The following is a 22740-nucleotide window of genomic DNA, read 5'->3' on the forward strand; positions in this document are numbered from 1 at the left end:
CGACACAGATCACATAACGAATACAGAATATTGATTTCTAAAAAGAAGGTATCCAGGGGCAAATATAATAGTGGAGAAAAATAATTTTCAGTGTTGACGACCAATCCAGAGTTAACAAGCCACAAATCACTCATTGACCAATTCAAAGAGACAAGGAAAAGAACTTTAGAATTAGTCAAAACATTAGAAAAAGATGATTTTGTAGTGCAAACTGCGTTTTTTATGAGCCCACCTAAATGGCACATAGGACATGTTAGTTGGATTTATGAGGCAATATTGAGTAAAATTGATAAAAATTATGAATTTTATTCAAAGGAGTTTTCAGAGTACCTAAACTCATACTATCAACAATTTGGTGTGCCTCACGATAAAGGTCTAAGAGGCATAATTTCAAGACCAACAGTTGATCAAATTTTTCAATATTTCAATACAATTAATCAACGCGTTGAAAAATTTATTCAATCACAAACACTAAGTGATAAAGCAAAAAAACTAATCATCATGGGATTTCATCACGAATGTCAACATCAAGAACTTTTAGTTTATGACTTACAGCATTTACTTGCAGAACAATATAGACCAGTAAGAAAAAATGAAATGCCAAAACCAGGAAATACAGAACAAAAAACAATTATGATCAAAGGAGGGTTATTTTCATTAGGATACAACGGAAAAGAGTATTGTTATGATATTGAATTACCACAACACAAAGTTTACCTAAATGATTTCAAAATAGACGCATACCCTGTAACAAACAAGGAATATTTGAAATTCATAGATGACGGAGGATATCAAACCTACAAACACTGGTTATCAGATGGTTGGGAGAAGGTAAAGAAGAATGAATGGAAATCGCCCATGTATTGGGAAAAAATAGATGGCCAATGGCACATAAGGGATTTCCTAGGAATTAGAAAAATAAATCCAAACGAGCCAGTATGCCATGTTAGTTTTTACGAAGCAGCAGCATATTGTAAATGGGCAGGAAAAAGATTGCCAACAGAAGCAGAATGGGAAAAGGCAGCATGTTGGAATGAAGAAAAACAAGAAAAGACGATATTCCCATGGGGAAATGAAAGCCCATCAGAACAAAATTGTAATTTACTAGAATCATATCATTGGGGAGTAACTGAAATTGGGTCATATCCAAGTGGTCAAAGTCCATCAGGGTGTCATCAAATGATAGGAGATGTATGGGAATGGACATCATCAGAATTTGTAGGATATCCAGGTTTCAAAACAGGATTTGACGAGTATAACGACAAATGGTTTACAAATCAAAAAGTATTACGCGGAGGATCATTTGGTACACCACAAATGTCAATCAGAGGAAGTTACAGAAATTTTTTCAGGTTAGACGAGAGATGGTTATTTTCAGGTTTTAGATGTGCTGAAGACATCTAAACTAATTTTTTGAAGCCAAAGTCAATGAAAAAAGATTGTTTTTATCAAGCCATATTTTTTGAATTTTAAAACCAGTTTTCCCAAGTAACTCCTTAATTTGTTCTATTTTGAATTTATGAGAATATTCAGTGTGAATCAATTCATCTTTATGTAATTCTAGTGAAAGATTAGATTTTGATATAATCACAGACTGATTAACAAGAGATTTTAGATACATTTCAACACGTTGATCTTTTTCATTGTAAATTGCATAATGTTTAAAGTTTGAAAGATCAAAATCAGCATCTAGTTCATCGTTTATTCTAGATAATACATTTAGATTAAATTCTGCAGTAATTCCCTTGGAGTCATCATATGCTTTTTCTAAAACAGATGTACTTTTCACCAAATCCAATCCAATTAGAAATAGATCACCATGCTTCATTGTTGAGTTGATTTTTTCTAAAAATTTAGCACCTTCAATTGGAGAAAAATTTCCAAAACTTGAACCTAAAAACACGATTAAATTTTTCTCGCTGTCATAATTTTGTATAAATTCCAAACCCCCTTCATAAGTATCAATTATGCCGGTTATAGACAGATTTTCATAATCTTTTAAGAGTAATTCTGAGCTTTCAGTGAGAATTTCAGAAATATCAATTGGAAAATATTCAATTTTATCATATTTTTTGTTAAAAACATCCAAAATTAGTCGTGTTTTTACAGATGCACCACTGCCCAGCTCTACCAACCTAAAAGAACCATCAAGTAGCTCAAACAAATCATTCTGAATTGATTTAAGAATAGAGATTTCAGTTCTTGTAGGATAGTATTCATCTAAAGTGCAAATTTTTTCAAATAATTCAGAGCCTTTTTTGTCATAAAAAAATTTAGGATGAATAAATTTTGAATCTCGGTTAAGACTAAAAGAAATTTCTTCTGAAAAGCTTTTTTCAATTTTTGTAGAGTGTGGTTTAAAGTATTTGAGTCTAGAATCTATAACATATTTTTTATAATTTAGATTGTCTTGTATTGTTTCGTTCAAGTATTAAAACAAAATTTTTTGAACTTAAATGTTTTATCCTAAATTAGCCATTTGAAACATATCTCTTGATATAGATGAAAAGATTTGTCTATACATGGATGAAATATTACAAATCGAGAATTTGAGTAAGTATTTCACTAAAAAAGGGATATTTTCATCAAAAACAATCACTGTAAAAGCTACCGATGATGTTTCATTCACATTAAAAAAAGGAGAAGTTTTTGTATTGGCAGGAGAGTCAGGATCTGGAAAATCAACAATTGCAAAATTAATTTTAAAGGCAATTGATGCAGATTCAGGAAGAATAATTTTTGAAGGAAGTGAGATCAAAGACGATAAAAAAAGTTTAGAAAAAATTCGAATGAATTGTCAAATGATTCAACAAGATCCATATGACTCTATAAACCCCAGAATGAAAATAGGAGACATTATTGCAGAGCCATTGGAAATACACGGTTTAGGTACGAAAGATGAAAGACATCAAAGAGTAATCGACGTATTACATGAAGTAAAGTTAGAACCAGCAGAAGAAATCGTTAAGAAGTTTCCACATATGTTATCAGGAGGTCAAAGACAAAGAATTGTTTTGGCAAGGGCATTGGCAGTTAACCCAAAAGTCATCTTAGCAGATGAACCCGTATCTATGCTTGACGTGTCCATAAGGGCAGAGATGTTAGAATTGATGAGAGAATTGCAAAAAAAACACAACATTTCATTTATGTACATAACGCATGACCTTGCAACGGCAAGATTTTTTGGACAAAGGATAGGGATTTTGTATCAAGGAAAAATCGTAGAAATGGGACCAATTGACGATGTGTTATTGAGCCCCAAGCACCCGTATACTCAAGCACTAATTGATGCAATATCAGAGCCAGATCCAGAAAATCGCCTAAGAGAAAAACACATCAGAATAAAGGAACCAACAGAAAAACAAGATTTCAAAGGATGTAGGTTTAAGCCAAGATGTCCATATGCAATAGAAAAATGCGCTACAGAACCAAATCTGGGTGAAAAAACCTCAAACCACTTTGTTGCATGTTATGTAGATTTGGATTAGGTGGCTTTTACAGAAGGAGCTCTTTTGTCCTTATACGTTACAACTTGAGATACACCATTCTTTGGATAAACACCATAGATCAACTTGGCTTTTTGTACTACAGAATCTTTTAGAGAAACCATAATGAATTGACTTTCTTTTGAACGCTCTTCTAAAATATTGGAAAGTTTCTCAGAGTTTGGTGCATCAAGATGTGCATCAACTTCATCAAACAAGTAAAACGGAGAGGGCTTTAGTTTTTGAAGTGCAAGTACAAATACAATAGCAGCCAGAGTCTTTTCACCACCACTAATCGATGTAGATTCTCTTTTTGGTTTGTTTGGAAATTGGATCAAGTAAGAAATTCCAGAATTAAAGATATCATCTTCATTTTGTAATTCTAACCAAGCATTACCCTTAGTCATTTTATTGAAAATTAACCTAATTTCCTTATCGACTTTATCAAAAGCATCTAAGAAAGTTTGGCGCTTGTCTTTTTCAATATCTTCAATAAATTTGACTATAGAGTTGCGCTCTTCTTCTAGAGAATTCTTACGTGTTGACATTGAACGATATCCATGAGATACCTCAAGGTAAGTTTCAGGAGCTTTAGCATTTAGTGCATTTAATGAATTTTGTTCAGATGTCAAACCCTGAACGATAGATTCAACATCAAATGTTTCCATATTTTGATCAAATCCAAATGTAGATAGAATTTGTTGTAATTTCGTTTCATTTTCAACCAAATCATGCAAGTCACGGTTCAAAGAGTCCGATTGTCTTTCCAGTGTGTTAATTTGTTTTGACAGTTCTCGATCTTTATCACTCAGAATTTTTAATTTGTCATCAAATTCTTTTAGTTGTCCTATAGAAGAACCAGAGGTAGAAATTAGTTCTTGTTCTTTCTCTCTTAGTTTCACCAGGTTTTCATTTTTAATTGATTTCTCTTTTTCCAGAGATTCAATTTTTTGTTGTAATTCTTCACGTTGTGTGACAAGGGAGACTTCTTCTTCATGAAGGCTTTTTGCCTGTGATTTTTCTCGATTGTCTTCTGTTTGTAATGCAGTAAGATTAGATGACTTATCACGGTATTCATTCATTATTTGTGTGTATAATTTTTCAATTTCAGATTTTTTGGCATTGATTCTGGACAACTCATGGGCGATACGTGTTTGTTCCCCACTGGCATAATTTTCCTCAACAAGTGCAATTCTTTCATTAAGAGATTCAACATGAGATTCATGTGTAGATATCTCAGTTAGAATATCCTGATTTCTTTGAGTGAGTTTTGAGATTCTTTCGGCAAACTGTTCTTTCATACTAAGTGCTGATGAAATTCTCGAGTTCAGATTAGAGAAATTTTCATCAGTAGAGGCCAAGCTTTTTTCAGACATAGATAGTCTCTGAGAATACCCATGTATGGAGTCCTCAATTTTTTTCAGGGAGAGTTTTTTCTTTTGAACATATTTTTTGAGGAGGTTGATGGATTGAATTAATCCCTCAATATCAGTACTCATAGAGATGATTTTTGTGAGTTTTGAGATTTTGGAGTTAATATCAATAATTACGGCACCACCTTTGGCCTCAAAATATTCACCATCAAGCGTTACTGTTTTGTAGCCTTTCTTTGAAATTCTATGTGCAGCATCACGGCTTTCTGTAAGAATCACATTTCCAAACAGAAATGTTTTCAGAGCAGAATATTCTGGTTTTGAGTGCACATAGTCAGAAAGCACTCCAACAACACCAGAATCTTTTGGAAGATCTAGTTTGAATTTTGGAATAGCTTCAAGAGGAATAATTTTTAATTTTGGTAAGTTTTGCGAGCGTGCAACTTCTGCAATACTAAGCAATGTTGCAAAGTCTTGAACCACAATAGCCTTAATCCAATCAGAACTCACCGCAAGAACCGAGCGTTCGTATTGTTTATCCCAAGTGATCATTTCATAAACTAGTCCAACAATTCCAAGTTTTTCAGCATCTTCTTTTAATTTTGCAACAGTATAGTCCTCATGCATTATTCCTTTGACAGTTTTAATTTTTGTTTCATATTGAGCTGCTGCTTTGCTCGACTTTTCAAGAATGAGAGTAAGTTCTTCGATATCATGAATTATTTTAGACTTTTTAGAATTAAGTTTCTCAATTCTTGTTTTAATCTCTCTTATTGTGGCATTATGATTATTAATCATAGATTCAAGACGAGTTTTCAATCCAGTTAATTTTTCAATATCTGTTTCAAGGGAAGAAAGTTTTTCAGAATTAAATTTAATTTTAGATTCAGATTCTTGTTTTTCGTGTTCAACTTTAGACAGTTTTAATTTAGTTTCGTTAAGTTGTGTTGAAAGGGATTTTATTTTATTATCAATTTCAGATTTTTTAGATGCAGCTATAGATTGTTCATTTAGAATTTTAGTTCTTTCTGAATCAATTAATTCCAAATCATCATTAATTTTTTTCTTTTTGGATTCAGTTTCTTCAATTGAGTTTTTTATTTCCTGAATCTTATTTTCAATTTCATTTCTTGTAGAGTTGATTGTTTCTAATTCATTTTTTATTTCAGGTATACGATCATTAATCTGTTGAATTCTTTTTGTTGAAGCTACAATTGCGCTGTTATCAATTTCATATTGCTCCATTGCAGCACTTAACTCTGCATCAATTGCAGCTTTGGCCTGACTGTAATCATTTGCCTGGGCCATTAGTTTTGATTTTTCTGATTCTAATTGTTCAATTTGAGTTCTAAGAATACTTCTTTCATCATCTAAAGTCTTAACTTCAGAATTGATATTTCCAAGGGTTTCTTCTTTTGAGCTCTTTTGATTTACGATGACTTTGAGTTTATTTGCAGCTGCAATTGCTTTATATCGATTCAGTTCACGCTCAAGAATATCATAACGAAGTTTCTGGTTTCGCTCTTCTTCTAGTTCATCAATTCTTTTCTTAATCTCGCCCATTTTTGCAAGTGCAATTTCTAATCGCCTATCAGCTTCATCAAGTTGTTTGATAGCTTCAGCCTTTTTTTCATCAAAATATGAAAGGCCAATAAGATCTTCAATCGTTTTCCTTTTTTCCTCAGATGTGAATTCCGAAATCCTCGTAACAGTTCCTTGCTGAACTGCATTTAATTGTCCTAGACCGGCATTTGCCATATCAAGCAAATCCAAAATATGGCTACGGTTTGTCTTCTTTTTGTTAAGATAGTAAGTATTTTCTCCAGATTCATCCATTTCCCTTGTAATTTCAACAACGTCAGAATCAACAGGGATTTTTCTATCAGAATTGTCAAAATGAACGCTTGATCTTGCCATTTTTGGCCCACGTCGACTCCCTTCAATATCATGAATTAGAGAACGAAGTTTATCGACTCTCATTATTTTGGGTTTATTCTCACCCATTGCAAAGATAATGGCATCTAAGATGTTACTTTTGCCTGAACCGTTTGGTCCAGATATTGAAACCAATCCAGGTTCAAAATTTACAGTAGTATTCTTAAATCCAAACGACTTGAAACCAAAGATCTCTACTTTTTTGACATGTACCAATAACAATATTGTGTAAAATCATGAGATAATCGATTGTTAACAAGTTTAGTTGACATAATTGCATAATTTTTCTTGTTTTACTATCAAATTTTTCGTATTGGTGGGTATTATGAAATATCCATTCAAGATCGTGTGCCTAAAGCACACATAGATCAAGTTTTTTCTTGTTTAACATTTGAATGATTTTTGGTTTCTAAATTTTTCAGAGTTTTTAATTCATATTCAATCAACCTGATTAGTTCTGCTGGAAACTCCATAAACAAAATGAAGTGTGTTTTGTATTTAACCAGAACTACAAAATTATTCTAGTGCCCAAAATCAAGCCTACCTATAATTATCCATTAATCAAAAAACAATCATGGTCAAAATAGGCATCATCCAAACAAAATCATACAGAAATAACAAAGTAGGGATTAGTTCAGTTTCAAGATTGCTGAAGAATCTTGGAAAAAAAGAAACAGATCTGGTATGTTTGCCTGAACAATGGTTACAAGATAATAGAATAACAGATTATGACAAAGAATTTTTAGATTTTAAAAAAATTGCAAGAGATTTTTCAATGACCATAATTCCAGGAGCATTTTATGAAAGAATAAAACACAGAATGGCCATATCATCTCCAATAATAGGTCCAGAAGGAGAAATTGTTGGCAGGCAAGAAAAAATCCACCCGTTTGACTATGAGAGAAATCTTGTGAAACCAGGCAGAGAAGCAAAAATTTTCAACACATCATGCAAGTTTGGCGTGATCATTTGTTATGACATGGTTTTTCCAGATGTAGCAAACACACTTGTCAAAAAAGGTGCAGAAGTACTAATCTCACCCAGCAGGATTGTCAAAAGAGGTATAAATCCATGGCAAATGTACGTACAAGTACGAGCATTAGAAAACAGAGTGCCCATTCTGGCAGCAAATGTAAACAATCACAGGTTTGGAGGAAATAGCATTATCGTAGATCTTGTTGAAAAAAACAAAGTTGTCATTCCAAAGATAACTCATCTAAGAGGAGAAAACGCTACAGCAAAAGAATTCAATCTATTAAAATACAATCAAATTCGAAAAACAAGATTTTCAGATGAGCGGAGTTTCAAATAAAACTATTCGCCTGCAACAAATTTTTCACATGCTGCCTTTGCTGCAACATCAGAAGTTTGTTCAATAGGATGCTTCATCAAGTATGCACTTGCAGGTTTTATTGGACCACCAATTCCACGATCAAGAGCAATTTTTGCCAATCGAACTGCATCAATTACGATGCCAGCAGAGTTTGCTTTATCATCAACCTCTAAACGAACTTCCATGTTATATGGAATGTTTGCCCATTGCCTTCCCTCAATCCTCATAAACATGAGTTTTGTGTTACCTAAGAAAGGAATAAAGTCAGAAGGACCAACATAGATTTGATCATCATCTAACCTTTCATCAAGTTGGCTTTGAACGCTTTCAGTTTTAGAAATTTTCTTTGAGACTAATCGGTCTTGCTCTTTCATGTTAAGAAAGTCAGTGTTACCACCAACATTGATTTGATATGTTTTTTCAATTTTTGTACCACGGTCATTACATAGTTTTGCTAAAGTTCTATGAACGATAGTAGCACCAACTTGTCCTTTGATATCATCACCTATACAGGGGATATTTTTTTCTTCGAATTTTTTTGCCCATGTTTCATCAGATGCAATGAACGAAGGAATACAATTTACAAATGCAGTATTAGTATCTAGACAAATCTGTGCCCAGAACTCAGTTACTTTATCTGAACCTACAGGCAAATAAGAAACAATAATTTCAGCCCCTGTTTCATTGATAATTTTTTTTACTTCTTCAGCAATTTCTTCAGTAGTTTTTGAGCTTTTGATTGGTTTTACTCTATTTTCAACCCATAACCCTACACCGTCTAAAATAGGACTTTCATAGACTTTGGCATCAGTTTTTGGCATGGTGTCTTTAGGAACCCAATTTACCATGTTGGGGTATTCGTAAATTGCTTCCATCAAAGGTTTTCCAACTTTGTTTTCACCCACATCAAAACCACAAACAAAGTCAATATCATGAATTCCATAACCAGCTAATTTATCATGAATAATTCCTATTACTTGCTGAGAAGGATTCTGACGATAATATTCAATACCTTGAATTAAACCAGAAAAACAATTTCCTATACCAACTAAACCTACCTTAATTCTACCTGTCATTCGAAATTTGGTGTTATTAGGCGGGTTTAAAGTTTTCTTAAAAACACCAAAAGAAATTCCAATTTTTCAAGGCAGAATTTTATAATCGTAATCAAGGGAATAAGACATGGTAACGCCCGGTAGACCTGTGAAAGACATCGAAATAAATTCAAATACATCCTTAGAAAAAATATTTGAAGAATTATCACAATCAGGAGGATTTGAATCGGTTAATCTTTCAGATGGGCTAAATATTTTATCAGAGATGATCACTGATCCAAAATGCTTACGATTTGTCTCATTTGTAGGAGCAGTTGTTTCAACAGGGCTAAGAGGAATTATCAAAGACATGATGAAGAACAAATGGTTTGATGTAGCCATTACAACATGCGGTGCATTAGATCATGACATTGCAAGACATTTTTCAAATTACAAAGAAGGATCGTTTACCATGGATGATGGAGAGTTAGCAGATCAAAACATCCATAGATTAGGAAATGTGTTGGTGCCAATGGACAGTTACGGACCACTAATTGAAGAGAAGATGCAGTCATTTTTGGAAGAAGAGTATCAAAAAGGAGTAAAAGAAATGTCCACAGCCCAAATTTGTAAAATGATAGGAAAAAACTTAGGAGAGAATTCATTTCTGTATTGGGCATACAAAAACAACATTAACGTCATTGTTCCAGGAATAATGGATGGTGCAGTCGGTAGTCAGATTTGGTTATTTTCACAAAAACACAGTGATTTTAAATTGAATTTGGCTGAAGATGCAAATTTGTTATCAGGTTTAATTTTCAAGGCTGAGAAATCAGGAGCATTGATGTTAGGGGGAGGAATTTCAAAACATCACACATTATGGTGGAATCAGTACAGAGAAGGATTAGACTATGCGTTTTACATAACCACTGCACAAGAATTTGACGGCAGTCTTAGCGGTGCACTGGTTAGAGAGGCAATATCATGGGGCAAAGTTACTCAAAGAGCACGACAAGCAACGTTGCATGCAGAAGTAACAACAATACTTCCATTCATTTATGCAGCATTACTTGCAAAATTAAAAAAATAGTATTTCAAATTAGTAAAAACTTTATTCAATTCATTTGAAAATAATGTATTGTCTACAAAAATGAGAATTAGAGAATTAAAAAAAATGGATCTTGAAGGAGGTTATTTGATAGATGGATTTCCCTCAGTAGGATTCAGCAGTGCAATTTCAACAGAATCGATGATTCATACTTCAAAATTTTCAATTACAGGAGTCATATCGTCAGATAGTTTTCCCCCCATCAGTCTAATTAAAGATGGAAAACCAAATTTTCCTACAAGAATATTTGTAAATGAAGAGTCTAAAGTTTCAATATTCCTATCATATCTTACACTTCATGAATCACTACACAGAACTGCTGCAAGATTAATGTTAAACTGGGCAAGAAAAAAGAAAATTAAATTAGTTGTAAGTAGCGTTGCAGTTAAAACTCCTGAAGGATCAGAAGAGGTAGTTGCAGTTGGAAGCACCGAAGAAGCTAGGAAAAAAATTAAAGAAGTAGGTTTCAAAGTATTAGAAAACGGCGTTGTTCCAGGAATTCCAGGAATGTTACTTAATGAAGCAAGTTTAATGGAACAAGATGTGATTGTTATTTTATTTCATTCAGATGGAACAGGTCCTGATTTTAGATCAAGTGCAAAACTTTGTGAGGCAATGGGCAAACTGATTCCAGGAATTGCGTGTGACATGTCACTATTACAGAAAGAAGCAGAAAAAGCTGAAGTCATGATCAAAGAAACCGAAGAAGAATCAAGGCAATTAAAAGACACGATGTACAGATAAATCAGAAGAGAGAAAAATTCAGATTATCAGATTAGACAAATGAACCATATTCTAGATTTTGTATTTGCAGTAGTAATAATATCGGCATCAGGAGTGATGGCACCAGGTCCATTATTTGCAGCAAACATTGTCTATGGCACTAAGGAAAGCACCAGAGCAGGAATAAAAATGGCCGCAGGGCATACAATTGTTGAGTTCCCCCTAGTAATTCTTTTAGGAATAGGAGTGTTTTCATTAGAAGTTTTTCCAGAGTTTAGAACAGTTATTTCAATAGTAGGGGCAATTACACTCTTTATTTTCGCAGGAATCCAAATAAAATCATTATTTCAAAAAAGAAAAACATTACAAAATGATCAAAAACACGGAGCAGTAATTGCAGGAATTACACTTAGCGCACTGAATCCATTTTTCATAGCATGGTGGTTAAGTGTAGGTTTCAAATTAATTTCAGATGCAATGATGATATGGGCATTTGGAGGAATCATAGTATTATTTTTGCTACATATTTGGATGGATTTTGCTTGGTTAGGTTCAGTTGCGTTTTTAGCAAAAAAAAGTGCAAGAATTTTATCAAACAAAAATTACAAAATCATGATGTTAGGACTAAGCATCAGTCTGATATATTTTGGAATCACATTTCTAAACGACGTGATTTAGCCACAATCTAAAATTTCCATTTGAGGCTCACATTGTTCATTAAACGAATATATTTTTTCAAGTGTTTCTTCACAAAATTCAGGATCTAATGAATTTTCATAAATGTTCAAATCATTGATGAGCTGAATATGTTTTACACCACATGAATTTGATGAGACGTTAACCAATGTGATAACCGTTGTCGCTACCAAAATAACTAAAATTAGATTTCTGATCTTATTTTTTTGTAATATCAATTTCAATAGTAGAAACGTTACGCTGTTTTCCATCTTGAGAAGTGAGTGAATCCGACGAAATCCTAACATCACTAATTACATAGCCAACAGTATCCATTCTTTTTACAATCATTTGAGAAACATCTACTGCTTGTGTGATTCGTTTACCTCTTGCCTTAATAGTAACAGTTTCCATATTAGCAAGTTGAGTAAGTGTTGCTGAAACATACGTCATAATTGGTTTAGTGCCTACAAAAATTACATCGCGTTCTTCAGATTTTGTTTCTTGTTTTTCTTGAGGAGTGTCTAATTGTGGTTCTGGTTCTGGTGCATCTAATTGTGGTTCTGGTTCTGGTGCATCTAATTGTGGTTCTGGTTCTGGTGCATCTAATTGTGGTTCTGGTTCTGGTGCATCTAATTGTGGTTCTGGTTCTGGTGCATCTAATTGTGGTTCTGGTTCTGGTGCATCTAATTGTGGTTCTGGTTCTGGTTTTTGTGAATCTTGAAATTCAGACAAAATATCTTCTGCATCTTTGGATTTTTTTGGATCACTCAATTTCTATTCCTTAATAACGAAAAGTGCTCTGGCTTTTATTTATTTTTAAGGTTCTGTTGTTGGATATAGTCCTCTAAAATTTTTTCAACATCAATATTTTTGGAATTCTTAACCTTATCTACAAGGTTTTTTTCCTCTATCTCATAGCAGTTCAGTACATCTTGAAAATCTTTGAAAACTAAAAGGATTTTATCTTTGAAAATACAATGATACAGTTTTTCTTTTTCCATTTGTTCAGGTTTTATGTTAATTCCATCCTCACCTGAAGAAAGTGGCGAATCCATAAACAACATAAGAATTGAACAATATTTAATGAATTCAAAATATAGTAATAATCAAAAACCATACAAAGATTATTGGGAAATAGAATAGTTTTCCACATTGATTTTGATTATTTTTATGCCCAGTGTGAAGAGATACGCAAGCCGGAATTAAAATCAAAACCAGTGTGCGTGTGTGTTTTTTCAGACAGAGGAGGAGACAGTGGAGCTATTGCCACTGCTAATTACACAGCAAGGAAATACGGTGTAAAATCAGGAATTCCCATAATGTTTGCAAAAAAGAGATTAGAGGGAAGAGAAGATGCAGTATTTTTGCCAGTTGATTTTGAATTCTATAGTGAAATGTCTGAAAAAGGAATGGAAATAATGAAAGAAAATTCAGATGTTTTTGAATATGTTGGCAGAGATGAGGCATATCTAGACGTTACAAAAAGAACAGATGGAAGTTATGAAAAAGCAAGCCATCTTGCTCAACAAATTAAGAATGCAATTAGAGAAAAACTCAAACTGAGTTGTTCCATAGGAGTGTCACCCAATAAATTAATTTCAAAAATAGCTTCAGACTTTAGAAAACCAGACGGGTTAACAATAGTGCCACCTGAAAAAGTAGAGGCTTTTCTAGATCCATTAAAAATAAGGGACATTCCAGGAATAGGTAAAAAAACGGAAGAAAGATTTGTTCAAATGAATCTTGAGACAGTAAGAGATTTAAAAAAATTAGATGTATTTACGTTAAATAAAGAATTTGGAAGAAAAAGTAGTACCTATATTTTTAATTCAGTAAGAGGTATAAACACAGACCCGGTTAAAGAAAGAGAACCAACAATTCAATTTAGCAAACTTATCACACTAAAAAAAGATTCAAAAGATTTTGATTTCTTATCTGAGAATTTGAAGCAATTATGTAAAGAATTGCACAAGATTGTTCTAAACAACAATAGAATGTTCAAATCAGTAGGGGTTCAATTCATTCAATCAGACTTGTCAAATAAAACAAAATCTAGAATGCTGAGAAATCCAACTGATAGTTTGGAAGAATTGGAAAAGAATGCAGAGCAATTGCTAAAAGATGCACTAATTGATCAACAAATAACAATTAGACGATTAGGCGTGAAAGTTTCAGAATTGTCTGAGATTTCAGGTCAAAGCAGTATCACTAGTTACTTTTAGAGACAGATTTTCCTTCAGATTCTAATTTTTTCAATCTCTTAGATTCAATTAGAATTACAATTAATAAAAAGATAAAGAGCCAAGGCAAAAACAGAATTTCTCCAGCTACTGAATGGAATTCTTCCCATTTAGCCGCATCAGTAGTTACTTTTAGAGCATACCAAGATAATGAAAATATTCGGATTACATTTACACCAATTGTTCCGCAAATTCCAAGTGCAAAGTAAATTGATTTTCTATGTCGTGGAATATTCATTTTTAGTAAGAATGCACCCATCACTAAGGAATAGATGATAATACTGTGAACTCCAGCAGATGGCCAAAAAACTTGGAGGACCATAGGGCCATAGTCGCCTTTAAGGAACATTATGTTATCACGAGCTGTTGCAACACCTAGATCAAACAAAGTGACTAGCCAGACATTTGTTTGAACAAGGTAAGGTACAACGTATTGTAATGGACCAAGTGAATCATAGGGGAAAAATGCATCCAATGAAAGAATTATCGCACTCCCTCCCAAGAATATTGGGCCTGCAGGTGCAATACGAATCCATCTAGTACCAAAGAACATGCTCAGAGCAGACATTACAAACAAAGTCATCAATACAAAATCCCATAACCAAGTCCACGAGTAAATTAACTGAACACCATAATGTTCAGCTGAATCTAAAATATAATCGCGTAATCCATATTCCAAACTTGTCAAATACACAATCATAAGAGATGCCAGAGGAATTACAGAAATTAATCTCTTTTTAGAGATTACAATTTTTAGTCCAACTAATTCGGCAATTATGAAAACAAGAGCAAACAGAAATCCCCCACGACCTTGATTCCAGCTCAAGCTAAAAGTGTCAGGGAATACAACTAAGGCAAATAGAATTGGGCTAGCAATAATACCCATTCCGGCCATAAGATTCCAATTTTGCAATATGGGAATTTCAGAAATTGGCCAATAAATAGCTCAACACTGGTCAGAACAAGAAAATTTTTCAGGACATGAAAGATGCTCATATGTTGGTTCAGAAATCCTATCTTGAACCAAGAATAACACTACAGCATAGTTTTCATGTTTGGGGATGGTTTTTGAACACTTTTTGCATCTTAATGAACTCATGACAAGAGTCTATCAAAAATATACATTAGAAATGAGATGTTATGTTTTGAAATAACTAAAGGAGTTGAGCATAATGGCTAGAAAAAATCAGCAATTGTTTTTTGTTTCATTAATTTTACAATATTTCCTTTCAACAACCATTCAGTTTTACTTATGCTCATTTTTTTAGAAGCCAAATCTAAAGCGTTCTCAAAAGTATCAGCAAGAAGATAATTCTGTTTCATAGCAGAACGAATACCCTCTCTAACTTGCCAAACACCTACAGGAATTGCATATTCAGGTCTGATTTCTCGAAGAATAACAACCCCAGATTGGATTTTGTGTTTTGACAAATACTCAGATACTGCAAGCTTTGCAGCAAAATATGCTCCAGCAATTGCAGGAGGATGTGAAATTCCTCTTGCATCTTCATGATCAGAGCCAAATCCCAAAACACCATTTGAATACCATGCTTCAATCATTTCATATATCCACCTGTGAGGAAACAACACTATTGAGAAAACATTTCCCAAATGCTCAAAAGAAAAAATACGATAAGAATCAATTAATGGATAGTCTAAAATTTCTTCAACAAGAGATTTTGATATGATATCATCGGTTGCAGTAATACTCCATTTTGTAGGAACTAGTTTTCGGTCATGTCCAAGCATACCAATGCTAAAACATTTTTGAATTTTTGAGATTTCAATTCCAGAGTTATACAAATTTAGAACAGCATCCTGAGCTTTTAGGTCATGATCATAGAATGTTTTTTCAATTGATTTCTCAGTGGAAGAATGTGAAAATTTTGCAGATTTTATTTCACCAATAGGACCAAAAGGGGCACTTTCACCATCAAGGGAAATATTAGAAGATGTTGATTTAAAAAATTCTAAATCAGAATCAGTAGGTTTTGAAGACATCGCAAGCTCTTGTAAATTTTCAAGATACTTCCCCTCAGTTTGATTTACAGGAATTTTTTGAATTCCCCTAACCAAATTAAGTCGAAAGTTTACAATTTCTTCCAGTGATTTTCCGCTCCATTTTTCAGGGTTATCAAGTAATTCAGTATCACCGTGAATAGGAGGGACCATCGGTCCGACGAAGACCTTGGGATAGTTGTAAGAACCAACAAAAACAGAGGGAGGGCTCGAACCACTTACAGAATCAGAAGAATGAAGATTGCCATATTTGGATAAATCCTCATGCCATTTTGCAAGAATTGATTTTCGAATATCTTGAGAATTTGCCGACAACCAAAAAACGTGCCTAGCATAAGCCTATTAATCTGCCTAATAGCACAAATTGACATACAGTCAACGTATCATGTTTAAGGGCCAAAATCCAAGTTGAACAAATGCCAATCAACAGTATTGTGTCATTTTTGCCAAGCGCCACAGAGTTGCTATATGAATTTGGAGAAGAAGCAAAAATTACAGGAGTAACACACGAATGTCTTTATCCCAAAGGGGCAAAATCAAAACCAATAGTAATTAATTCAGTAGTGGATTCTAATAATCTCAGCAGTAATGAAATTGATCAGACAACATGTCAATTACTAAAAGAAGGAAAAGATATTTTTGTTTTAAATGAAGAAAATCTAAAACGTGCAAATCCGGATTTGATCATATCTCAAGAGACGTGTGAAGTGTGTGCAGCATATACAAATCAGGTTAACAAGGCAGTGCAAATTTTGGATAAAAAACCAATTCTTCATTCAATGGATCCACATAACGTAGATGAGATCATCGACTCAGTCATTAAGTTAGGAGAAATTTTGGGCAAACAAGAAAAAGCATCACAGATAGTAGAGTCATTAAAAATAAGAATTCAAAGAATTGAAAAAATAAGAAACGGCAATTGTCCTAAAATTTTGGCAATTGAATGGATAGAACCATTTTTCACAGCAGGACATTGGGTTCCACAGATGATAGAAATAGCAGGAGGGAAAAATATGATCAGTAAAACAGGAGAACATTCCAGACGTTTAACAATAGAAGAGATCAGAGAAGCAGACCCAGACACAATAATATTAATGCCATGCGGTTTTGATGTTAAAAGGACAGTTCAAGAATATAATCAAATTCTAAAAAATAATCAAGAATGGAATTCATTAAGAGCAGTCAAAGGAGGAAAAGTGTTTGCAGTAGATGCAAATTCTTTTTTTAGCAAACCCAGTATCAGAACAATCACAGGAATAGAAATTTTAACAAAAATCATTCAACTAAAAAACAATACAAACATAGACATTCCTACAAACTCATTTTTACAGATAAAATAAACATAGAGAATACTAGTCGTTATTCTCTAATTCATCATCTTCTGGATCTCTTCTACTAGGCCTAATTGGGACAAATATCAGCGTCACAAAAAAGGATTCTTTTGCTAAAAGATACATTTCAAGGTTGTAAAAAATTGTCTAATAGGTAATTCTTAGTCTATTGATTCAAGAATTAACCTTGCATTCAATTTTCAAGGATCGGAGGGTAGTAAAATACGTAATGAGTAATAGTATGATTGCTGCAATTCTGATAGGAATTTCAAAATTTGTCAGAAATGCAGATGCAGTTGCCCCAATAGTTCCAAATGTAGAGATAATTGCAAACCCAATAGGCCCACAACTACACGCACCAGCAGCTGCTCCAATAAATGAGCCAAAAACACTGCCACCCATCTTCTTTTTGGAGCTTTTTAAAATATTAATTCGATAAACATTCATTGGGATTACAAGGGCAGAAAGTCCAGATAAAATAACAATTAGTGTAAAACCAAGCTCAGTCCCTTTAGGAATATGGCTTACAACATAAGGTTCAAGGAAAATATACTCAGAGATTATCAGCAGCCCCATCAACATCGAAATGAAAATCAACGATGCCAATACCACGTATCTGAGATTTGAAAATACAAGATTCAGAGTATTTGTCATATTAGATCATAGAATCAATTACCTGTTTAAAAACAGAATAGGGTTGTGCACCACTAATTTGTTGTTGCTGTCCATCAGGTCCAACAATAAAGAATCCAGGAGTGCCTCTTACGCCATGTTTCTTTGCTTCAGCAATATTGTACTGAACACGTTTTGAATACTTGCCAGAATCAAGGCAACTTTCAAACAATTCCATGTCCAGACCAAGACTAAAGGCAAAAGCTTTCAATCGCTCAGAATTTGCCCATCCATTATCAATTTGAGATTCCTGGGAGTTATACAATACATCATGAAATTCCCAGTATTTCCCTTGATCCTCAGCGCAATAGGTTGCCTGAGCTGCTTTAGGAGAATCACGTCCTAAAAAGGCAAGATCAACAAAGACAAAATTTGCTTTTCCAGTATCCACATAATTTTTAAAAACAGAGGGTTTGGTATTATGAAACCAATTATAACATTGATGGCATTGGTAATCGCCAAATTCGACAATAGTAACAGGAGCAGAGGGATCTCCCAGTAGTGCGGAGCCCATAGCAGTAGAAATAGTACCATGAGTTCGAGTCATGTCCATATTGAGTTGTTCAGAAGAAGAAGATGAATAAGATGTAATGATTCCAATAATCACAGCAGCAACTACACCAGCTATGATTATTCCTTTTTTCATACAGAAAATTACTAAAATTGTTTAAAAAACTTATTCCAAATTATGAGAAGATTTCCTCTTAAACAAATTAGTGAATTTGGATATAGCAGTGTCTATAGGGCAAACATCACAAGATACGCCAGCATGTTCATCAAGATGCTTTTCAAATTTTTTTCGGGAGTCAAAAACAGAATCACATTTAGTACAATATACTTTTGTGACATTATTTTTTGAAGGTTTATCCACAAGGAATTTCTGCACCTAGTCCTTATAAAGATCCTGTTGAAACCCAACTCATGAAAAAAATTCTAGACAAAGCAGTTACAGGTTTTTTTGTTATGTGTTTTGGGATTATTTGGTTTTTTAGTACAAAATATCATGTAAGGTCAAATCAATACAACATTATTGCATATGACACATTTGGAAAAGAGTTTAATCTAGAGGGGATCAGAACAACATTCAAAACAAAACAAGTTGCAATAAGTTTCCTTAGAGAATACAAAAAACGTTTTCCATTGTATGATTTTACAATAGAAGAACAAATTCCGGAATTTAAGAAAAGAACAGTGTTTTCATTTAATGAAAATTAGAGATAATGCATTTTCATATGGTTTTGGTATTCCACTTCATAGCGAGTAACAAAACCACAATGAGTACATGAAAACATTTCTCCAGTTGGTGGGGGCGAATCACGTTCGATTGATTTTCCAGTTATTGATCTTATCGAAATAACGTCGTTGTTGCTTATTACCGCAAAGTTATGACCTTCACCAATAGAATCTAAAAATTCCTTTATTGAAGAGATAACTACGCTTGTATCTATGGTTTCATCATCATCAAACATAGACAGTGTAAATTGATGATTTTTCAAGGTGGGAATTGCGGCAACTTGATCTGAGACATAAACTAATAATTCATTTTTGATTGAGACAACCTCCCTACAATCCACAGTAAGCATATGATTTGTTTGCAAATTCATTATTTTAGTTTAACAGATTTTGAAATGATTATTATTGTTTAAAATATTATTTTGAATAAATGAAAGACTCAGAGACATTTGGGATAGAAAAAGGTCATGGTAAAGAAGTCATCGAATGGTTAAATGAACAGACTAAATCTCAAAAGTCCAAGTTAGAAGCAAGACTGTATGGTTATACTGTGAGCACAAAAAATTTTGGGGATTTTGAAATGTTTTCATGGATTGGAGATGTGCAGGTAGCAAGAAAGATGATTATCAAGGCAAGTAAAAGATTCAAAATCAAAGTTATTGAAGGAGGTTACAAACCAAAAGAAAGAATTTTCAAAATGAGAAAATTTGATTATGCAAAAGTAAGAAAAGGCGAAAAAACAATTGGACAAATTGAATTTGAAGCATCAAGATTTGGAAACAGTCAATGGGAAGTAAAAGATGAAGAAAGAAAATAAATCACAAAACGGAGAAAATCAGATCATGAATATTGGTATCATAGGCACTGGAATGCTAGGAAACGCAGTAGGACTGCATTTGTTAGAAGCAGGAAATAATTTGACAGTATACAACAGAACAAGAGAAAAAACAAAAGAACTGGAAAGTAAAGGAGCAAAAGTCGTAGATTCACCAAAACAAGTTGCAGAAAACTCAGAGATAGTCATCATAGTTGTAAAAGATTCAAAGGCAGTACGTCAAATTTCATTTGACAATAACGGAATTGTTTTTGGAAAACATGATGGATTGACAGTAGCAGATATGAGTACGATTGACCCATCAGAATCGGAAAAAATTACAGAGGAATTTGAAAAATTCAAAATAAACAAACTAGACATTCCGGTTATGGGAGGACCAAATGTAGCCATATCAGGTGATTTAGTAGTCATGGCATCAGGTCACAAATCAACGTTTGAAAAATTCAAAAAAGTGTTTGAAACCATAGGAAATAGAGTATTCTATTTAGGAGAAAAAAGCATTGCACATTCAGTAAAATTGGCAATGAATCTTCAAATTGCCATGTTAGCACTTGCGTTGTCTGAAGGAATTACTCTTGTCAGGGCATCCAATATAGATCCAAAGATATTTCTTGAAATACTGAATTCAACCTATTTCAAAACAGGAATGAGTGAGAAAAAAGCGTACAAAATGATTGATGATAAATTTGATGCAACATTTACTCTAGAAAACTTGAAAAAAGACATCGCTACAATAACTGATTATGCAAAATCAAACGGAGTTAATTTGCCTATGATAAAAAAGGCTCAAGAAATTTACGAAAATGCATCAGATATGGGATTTGGAAAGATAGACTATACTGGAATATTAGCATATATCAAAAAAATCAACGAGTCATAATTGACAGAATTAAGAGTGAAAAATACCAAAAATTCTATAAGATACAATAATCATCAGAAATCATGAGAGTTCAAGATAAAGTTGCAATTGTCACTGGGGCATCAAGTGATATTGGAAAAGGAGTTGTCAAAAGACTCGTAGAAGAAGGTGCAAAAGTAATACTAGTTGCAAGAAATCTAGAAGGCCTAGAAAAAGCAAGAAAAGAAATCGGAAACGAAGAAGCAACAGCTTCAGTGACATGTGATCTTACAGATGAATCACAAGTACAACAAGCAGTAAATCAAATTGTCGACACATATGGCAAAATAGACATCTTAGTAAATAACGCAGGAGCAATTAATGATCCTGTTCATTTTCACCAAATGCAAGATTCAGAAATTAAAAAATTAATCGATGTGAATTTATTCGGAGTATTTCACATGACAAAAGCGGTATTGGGGAAAATGTACGAGGTCAGAAATGGCGCAATAGTCAACATTGGTTCAATTTCAGGTGAAAGAGCTATTCCAAGAGTACATTTGGCAGCATATTCATCAACAAAGGCAGCAATTTCCATGTTCACAAAGGCAATAGCTGTAGAATATGCAAGACGAAACATCAGATGTAATTGTGTCAATCCAGGAATTATTAATTCAGGAATGATCAAACCATATCTTGACGATCCTCAAGCAAGAAAGGTTCTAGAAGAAAGACTTCCATTAGCAAGAATCGGAGAACCAACAGATGTTGCAAATGCAGTATTGTATTTAGCATCAGATGAAGCAAATTGGATTACAGGCACCATACTTAACGTAGATGGCGGAAAGGCAGCTTCAGAAGGTTAGACCTTTTTGGAGCAAGGTCCTAGCAAGTAACTGAGACACACGTATTGGTTCAGGAAAAGAGCCTTGTAATGTCAAGTCATCAAGGATTTTTCTAACTTCATTAGTGGTGCAGCCTTCTTTTCGGATAAAAACATCATTGGATGTATGCAATGTGATTTTTTCTCGAGTTCCAAGTTTTTTGTATTCTGAAATTTTTGATTTGTATGATTCTGGAAAATGATGTTTTATTGCAGATTCTATTCCAGATGATTCGTGGTATGTTATTCCAATTATAGGAATTTGTAACTTGTCAAATAATTTTTTGATGTCTATAATATTATACAAAGATACAATCAATCCAGAAATAATCACATAGCTGACATCAGGTCGTTCTAGATCAGCATACATTTTTAAAATTACATCAGTGGCATCATCGCCTTCCAGTGTAGCACTACCAAAAACAAACCCATCTATTAAAAAATCACGTCTCATAACTAAACCGCAAAGAATTGATTTTTTTGAATTCTGTCTAAAACTTTCAGCAATTGCCAAACATCGCAGTCCTTTTTTCTCAAGATGAAGAGATCTCATTGTTTTTTCTCCTCAAGTATAACCTGTAGCTTATTCCAGTAACACCCATAATTACAGCTGTAATTACAGACCAAATTAAGAATGAAGAAATTTCAAGTTCGGCCATTACAAATACAAGAGAAAATAATGCATTAAAGTTTAGGTTTTCATAAAATCAATGAAAAAACAGTTTTTCTGAAACATCTAAATAGATTTGATACAGACAGGATTTATGCCTGAAAGCACATGCCCAGAATGTGGTAAGAGGTTATTTCATGAAAATGAAGATACTCTAAAAGTGCAAGAAACAATTCATTCAAAATTTTGTAGAAAAAAGCAAGGCGAAGTACATAGTTTTATGCACAGGGATCCTGCACACATGAGCACTTTTGATCCAGAGCGTGAAAACGATTCAACAGGAACGCCTGTTTTGAAAAAATAGTATCAAATACTCAAAATTATATCCAAGCATTTTAAAATTAGATTAA

25 protein-coding genes are annotated in these 22740 nt (G+C 33.5%); 13 read left to right on the top strand and 12 right to left on the bottom strand.

Going from position 1 to position 22740, the window contains the following annotated elements; genetic code table 11:
* Nucleotides 1-93: 93 nt before the first annotated feature.
* Nucleotides 94-1404, top strand: a complete 1311-nt coding sequence (gene egtB / locus NsoK4_RS05100; RefSeq protein WP_211688937.1) for an ergothioneine biosynthesis protein EgtB — start codon at nucleotides 94-96, stop codon at nucleotides 1402-1404.
* 1 nt (nucleotide 1405) lies between these two features.
* Here the strand turns inward: egtB and egtD are convergent, their stop codons facing one another.
* The gene (egtD, locus tag NsoK4_RS05105; RefSeq protein WP_211685796.1) at nucleotides 1406-2428 is read right to left on the bottom strand and encodes an L-histidine N(alpha)-methyltransferase; all 1023 of its coding nucleotides are present in this window, start codon (nucleotides 2426-2428) and stop codon (nucleotides 1406-1408) included.
* 94 nt (nucleotides 2429-2522) lie between these two features.
* On the opposite strand from egtD, the gene NsoK4_RS05110 reads away from it, so the two are divergent.
* Nucleotides 2523-3488: an ABC transporter ATP-binding protein gene (locus tag NsoK4_RS05110; RefSeq protein ID WP_211685798.1), complete on the top strand. Its 966-nt coding sequence runs from the start codon at nucleotides 2523-2525 to the stop codon at nucleotides 3486-3488.
* On the opposite strand, the gene NsoK4_RS05115 is transcribed toward NsoK4_RS05110, so the two are convergent.
* Nucleotides 3485-7009 carry a chromosome segregation SMC family protein gene (locus NsoK4_RS05115; protein ID WP_211685800.1) on the bottom strand — a complete coding sequence of 1175 codons (3525 nt, stop codon included), beginning with the start codon at nucleotides 7007-7009 and terminating at the stop codon, nucleotides 3485-3487. The two genes, NsoK4_RS05110 and NsoK4_RS05115, sit on opposite strands and share 4 nt — an antisense overlap.
* A 358-nt stretch (nucleotides 7010-7367) precedes the next feature.
* On the opposite strand from NsoK4_RS05115, the gene NsoK4_RS05120 reads away from it, so the two are divergent.
* On the top strand, nucleotides 7368-8105 hold the full coding sequence (locus NsoK4_RS05120) for a carbon-nitrogen hydrolase family protein (protein WP_211685802.1): 738 nt from the start codon (nucleotides 7368-7370) through the stop codon (nucleotides 8103-8105).
* A 2-nt stretch (nucleotides 8106-8107) separates the two neighbouring features.
* Here NsoK4_RS05120 and NsoK4_RS05125 read toward each other — a convergent pair whose 3' ends face one another.
* Nucleotides 8108-9202 carry an inositol-3-phosphate synthase gene (locus NsoK4_RS05125; RefSeq protein WP_211685804.1) on the bottom strand — a complete coding sequence of 365 codons (1095 nt, stop codon included), beginning with the start codon at nucleotides 9200-9202 and terminating at the stop codon, nucleotides 8108-8110.
* Nucleotides 9203-9308: 106 nt separating this feature from the next.
* Between NsoK4_RS05125 and NsoK4_RS05130 the strand changes: the two genes are divergently transcribed.
* Genes NsoK4_RS05130 through NsoK4_RS05140 form a run of 3 tightly spaced genes read left to right on the top strand, consistent with a single transcriptional unit; the run spans nucleotide 9309 to nucleotide 11669 of the window.
* Nucleotides 9309-10250, top strand: a complete 942-nt coding sequence (locus NsoK4_RS05130) for a deoxyhypusine synthase (RefSeq protein ID WP_211685806.1) — start codon at nucleotides 9309-9311, stop codon at nucleotides 10248-10250.
* 48 nt (nucleotides 10251-10298) lie between these two features.
* On the top strand, nucleotides 10299-11012 hold the full coding sequence (locus NsoK4_RS05135; RefSeq protein ID WP_211685808.1) for a proteasome assembly chaperone family protein: 714 nt from the start codon (nucleotides 10299-10301) through the stop codon (nucleotides 11010-11012).
* Between the two features lie 39 nt (nucleotides 11013-11051).
* Nucleotides 11052-11669 carry a LysE family transporter gene (locus tag NsoK4_RS05140; RefSeq protein WP_211685809.1) on the top strand — a complete coding sequence of 206 codons (618 nt, stop codon included), beginning with the start codon at nucleotides 11052-11054 and terminating at the stop codon, nucleotides 11667-11669.
* Nucleotides 11670-11885: 216 nt separating this feature from the next.
* Here the strand turns inward: NsoK4_RS05140 and NsoK4_RS10200 are convergent, their stop codons facing one another.
* Together NsoK4_RS10200 and NsoK4_RS05150 are read right to left on the bottom strand one after the other, a co-directional pair.
* Complete coding sequence (locus NsoK4_RS10200; protein ID WP_371816027.1) at nucleotides 11886-12119, bottom strand: DNA-binding protein; 234 nt, start codon at nucleotides 12117-12119, stop codon at nucleotides 11886-11888.
* A 356-nt stretch (nucleotides 12120-12475) separates the two neighbouring features.
* A complete protein-coding gene (locus NsoK4_RS05150; protein WP_211685814.1) occupies nucleotides 12476-12724 on the bottom strand; it encodes a hypothetical protein in 249 nt (82 codons plus the stop codon).
* 72 nt (nucleotides 12725-12796) lie between these two features.
* On the opposite strand from NsoK4_RS05150, the gene dinB reads away from it, so the two are divergent.
* Entirely contained in the window at nucleotides 12797-13891 is a 1095-nt protein-coding gene (dinB, locus tag NsoK4_RS05155) for a DNA polymerase IV (protein ID WP_211685816.1), read from the top strand.
* Here the strand turns inward: dinB and artG are convergent.
* Entirely contained in the window at nucleotides 13878-14795 is a 918-nt protein-coding gene (gene artG / locus NsoK4_RS05160; RefSeq protein ID WP_371816028.1) for a thaumarchaeosortase, read from the bottom strand. The genes dinB and artG overlap by 14 nt on opposite strands.
* A 290-nt stretch (nucleotides 14796-15085) precedes the next feature.
* The gene (locus NsoK4_RS05165) at nucleotides 15086-16243 is read right to left on the bottom strand and encodes a hypothetical protein (protein WP_211685820.1); all 1158 of its coding nucleotides are present in this window, start codon (nucleotides 16241-16243) and stop codon (nucleotides 15086-15088) included.
* Nucleotides 16244-16344: 101 nt separating this feature from the next.
* Between NsoK4_RS05165 and NsoK4_RS05170 the strand changes: the two genes are divergently transcribed.
* Nucleotides 16345-17268: a cobalamin-binding protein gene (locus NsoK4_RS05170; RefSeq protein WP_211685822.1), complete on the top strand. Its 924-nt coding sequence runs from the start codon at nucleotides 16345-16347 to the stop codon at nucleotides 17266-17268.
* Nucleotides 17269-17433: 165 nt separating this feature from the next.
* Here the strand turns inward: NsoK4_RS05170 and NsoK4_RS05175 are convergent, their stop codons facing one another.
* Together NsoK4_RS05175 and NsoK4_RS05180 are read right to left on the bottom strand one after the other, a co-directional pair.
* Nucleotides 17434-17913, bottom strand: a complete 480-nt coding sequence (locus NsoK4_RS05175; protein WP_211685825.1) for a hypothetical protein — start codon at nucleotides 17911-17913, stop codon at nucleotides 17434-17436.
* 1 nt (nucleotide 17914) lies between these two features.
* Nucleotides 17915-18577 (bottom strand): DsbA family protein, encoded by a 663-nt coding sequence (locus tag NsoK4_RS05180; RefSeq protein WP_211685827.1) that lies wholly within the window; start codon nucleotides 18575-18577, stop codon nucleotides 17915-17917.
* A 275-nt stretch (nucleotides 18578-18852) separates the two neighbouring features.
* Between NsoK4_RS05180 and NsoK4_RS05185 the strand changes: the two genes are divergently transcribed.
* A complete protein-coding gene (locus NsoK4_RS05185; RefSeq protein WP_211685829.1) occupies nucleotides 18853-19146 on the top strand; it encodes a hypothetical protein in 294 nt (97 codons plus the stop codon).
* Here the strand turns inward: NsoK4_RS05185 and NsoK4_RS05190 are convergent.
* Nucleotides 19143-19535: a C2H2-type zinc finger protein gene (locus NsoK4_RS05190; protein WP_249110988.1), complete on the bottom strand. Its 393-nt coding sequence runs from the start codon at nucleotides 19533-19535 to the stop codon at nucleotides 19143-19145. The genes NsoK4_RS05185 and NsoK4_RS05190 overlap by 4 nt on opposite strands.
* Nucleotides 19536-19594: 59 nt before the next feature.
* On the opposite strand from NsoK4_RS05190, the gene NsoK4_RS05195 reads away from it, so the two are divergent.
* The 3 genes from NsoK4_RS05195 to NsoK4_RS05205 all read left to right on the top strand — a co-directional run bounded on the left by NsoK4_RS05195 (nucleotide 19595) and on the right by NsoK4_RS05205 (nucleotide 21703).
* Complete coding sequence (locus NsoK4_RS05195) at nucleotides 19595-19981, top strand: hypothetical protein (RefSeq protein WP_211685831.1); 387 nt, start codon at nucleotides 19595-19597, stop codon at nucleotides 19979-19981.
* Nucleotides 19965-20879: an NAD(P)-dependent oxidoreductase gene (locus tag NsoK4_RS05200; RefSeq protein ID WP_211685833.1), complete on the top strand. Its 915-nt coding sequence runs from the start codon at nucleotides 19965-19967 to the stop codon at nucleotides 20877-20879. The genes NsoK4_RS05195 and NsoK4_RS05200 overlap by 17 nt, the downstream gene beginning before the upstream one ends.
* A gap of 62 nt (nucleotides 20880-20941) precedes the next feature.
* Nucleotides 20942-21703 carry an SDR family NAD(P)-dependent oxidoreductase gene (locus NsoK4_RS05205; protein WP_211685836.1) on the top strand — a complete coding sequence of 254 codons (762 nt, stop codon included), beginning with the start codon at nucleotides 20942-20944 and terminating at the stop codon, nucleotides 21701-21703.
* Here NsoK4_RS05205 and NsoK4_RS05210 read toward each other — a convergent pair.
* Complete coding sequence (locus tag NsoK4_RS05210) at nucleotides 21692-22273, bottom strand: DUF99 family protein (protein WP_211685838.1); 582 nt, start codon at nucleotides 22271-22273, stop codon at nucleotides 21692-21694. The genes NsoK4_RS05205 and NsoK4_RS05210 overlap by 12 nt on opposite strands.
* Nucleotides 22254-22379, bottom strand: coding sequence for a hypothetical protein (locus tag NsoK4_RS10125; RefSeq protein ID WP_256438668.1), 126 nt, complete (start codon nucleotides 22377-22379; stop codon nucleotides 22254-22256). The genes NsoK4_RS05210 and NsoK4_RS10125 overlap by 20 nt, the downstream gene beginning before the upstream one ends.
* Nucleotides 22380-22484: 105 nt before the next feature.
* On the opposite strand from NsoK4_RS10125, the gene NsoK4_RS05215 reads away from it, so the two are divergent.
* Nucleotides 22485-22694, top strand: a complete 210-nt coding sequence (locus tag NsoK4_RS05215) for a hypothetical protein (protein WP_211685840.1) — start codon at nucleotides 22485-22487, stop codon at nucleotides 22692-22694.
* The last annotated feature ends 46 nt before the right edge of the window (nucleotides 22695-22740 follow it).

This window comes from Nitrosopumilus sp. K4 (assembly GCF_018128925.1).
Taxonomy (GTDB): Archaea; Thermoproteota; Nitrososphaeria; order Nitrososphaerales; family Nitrosopumilaceae; genus HKST03.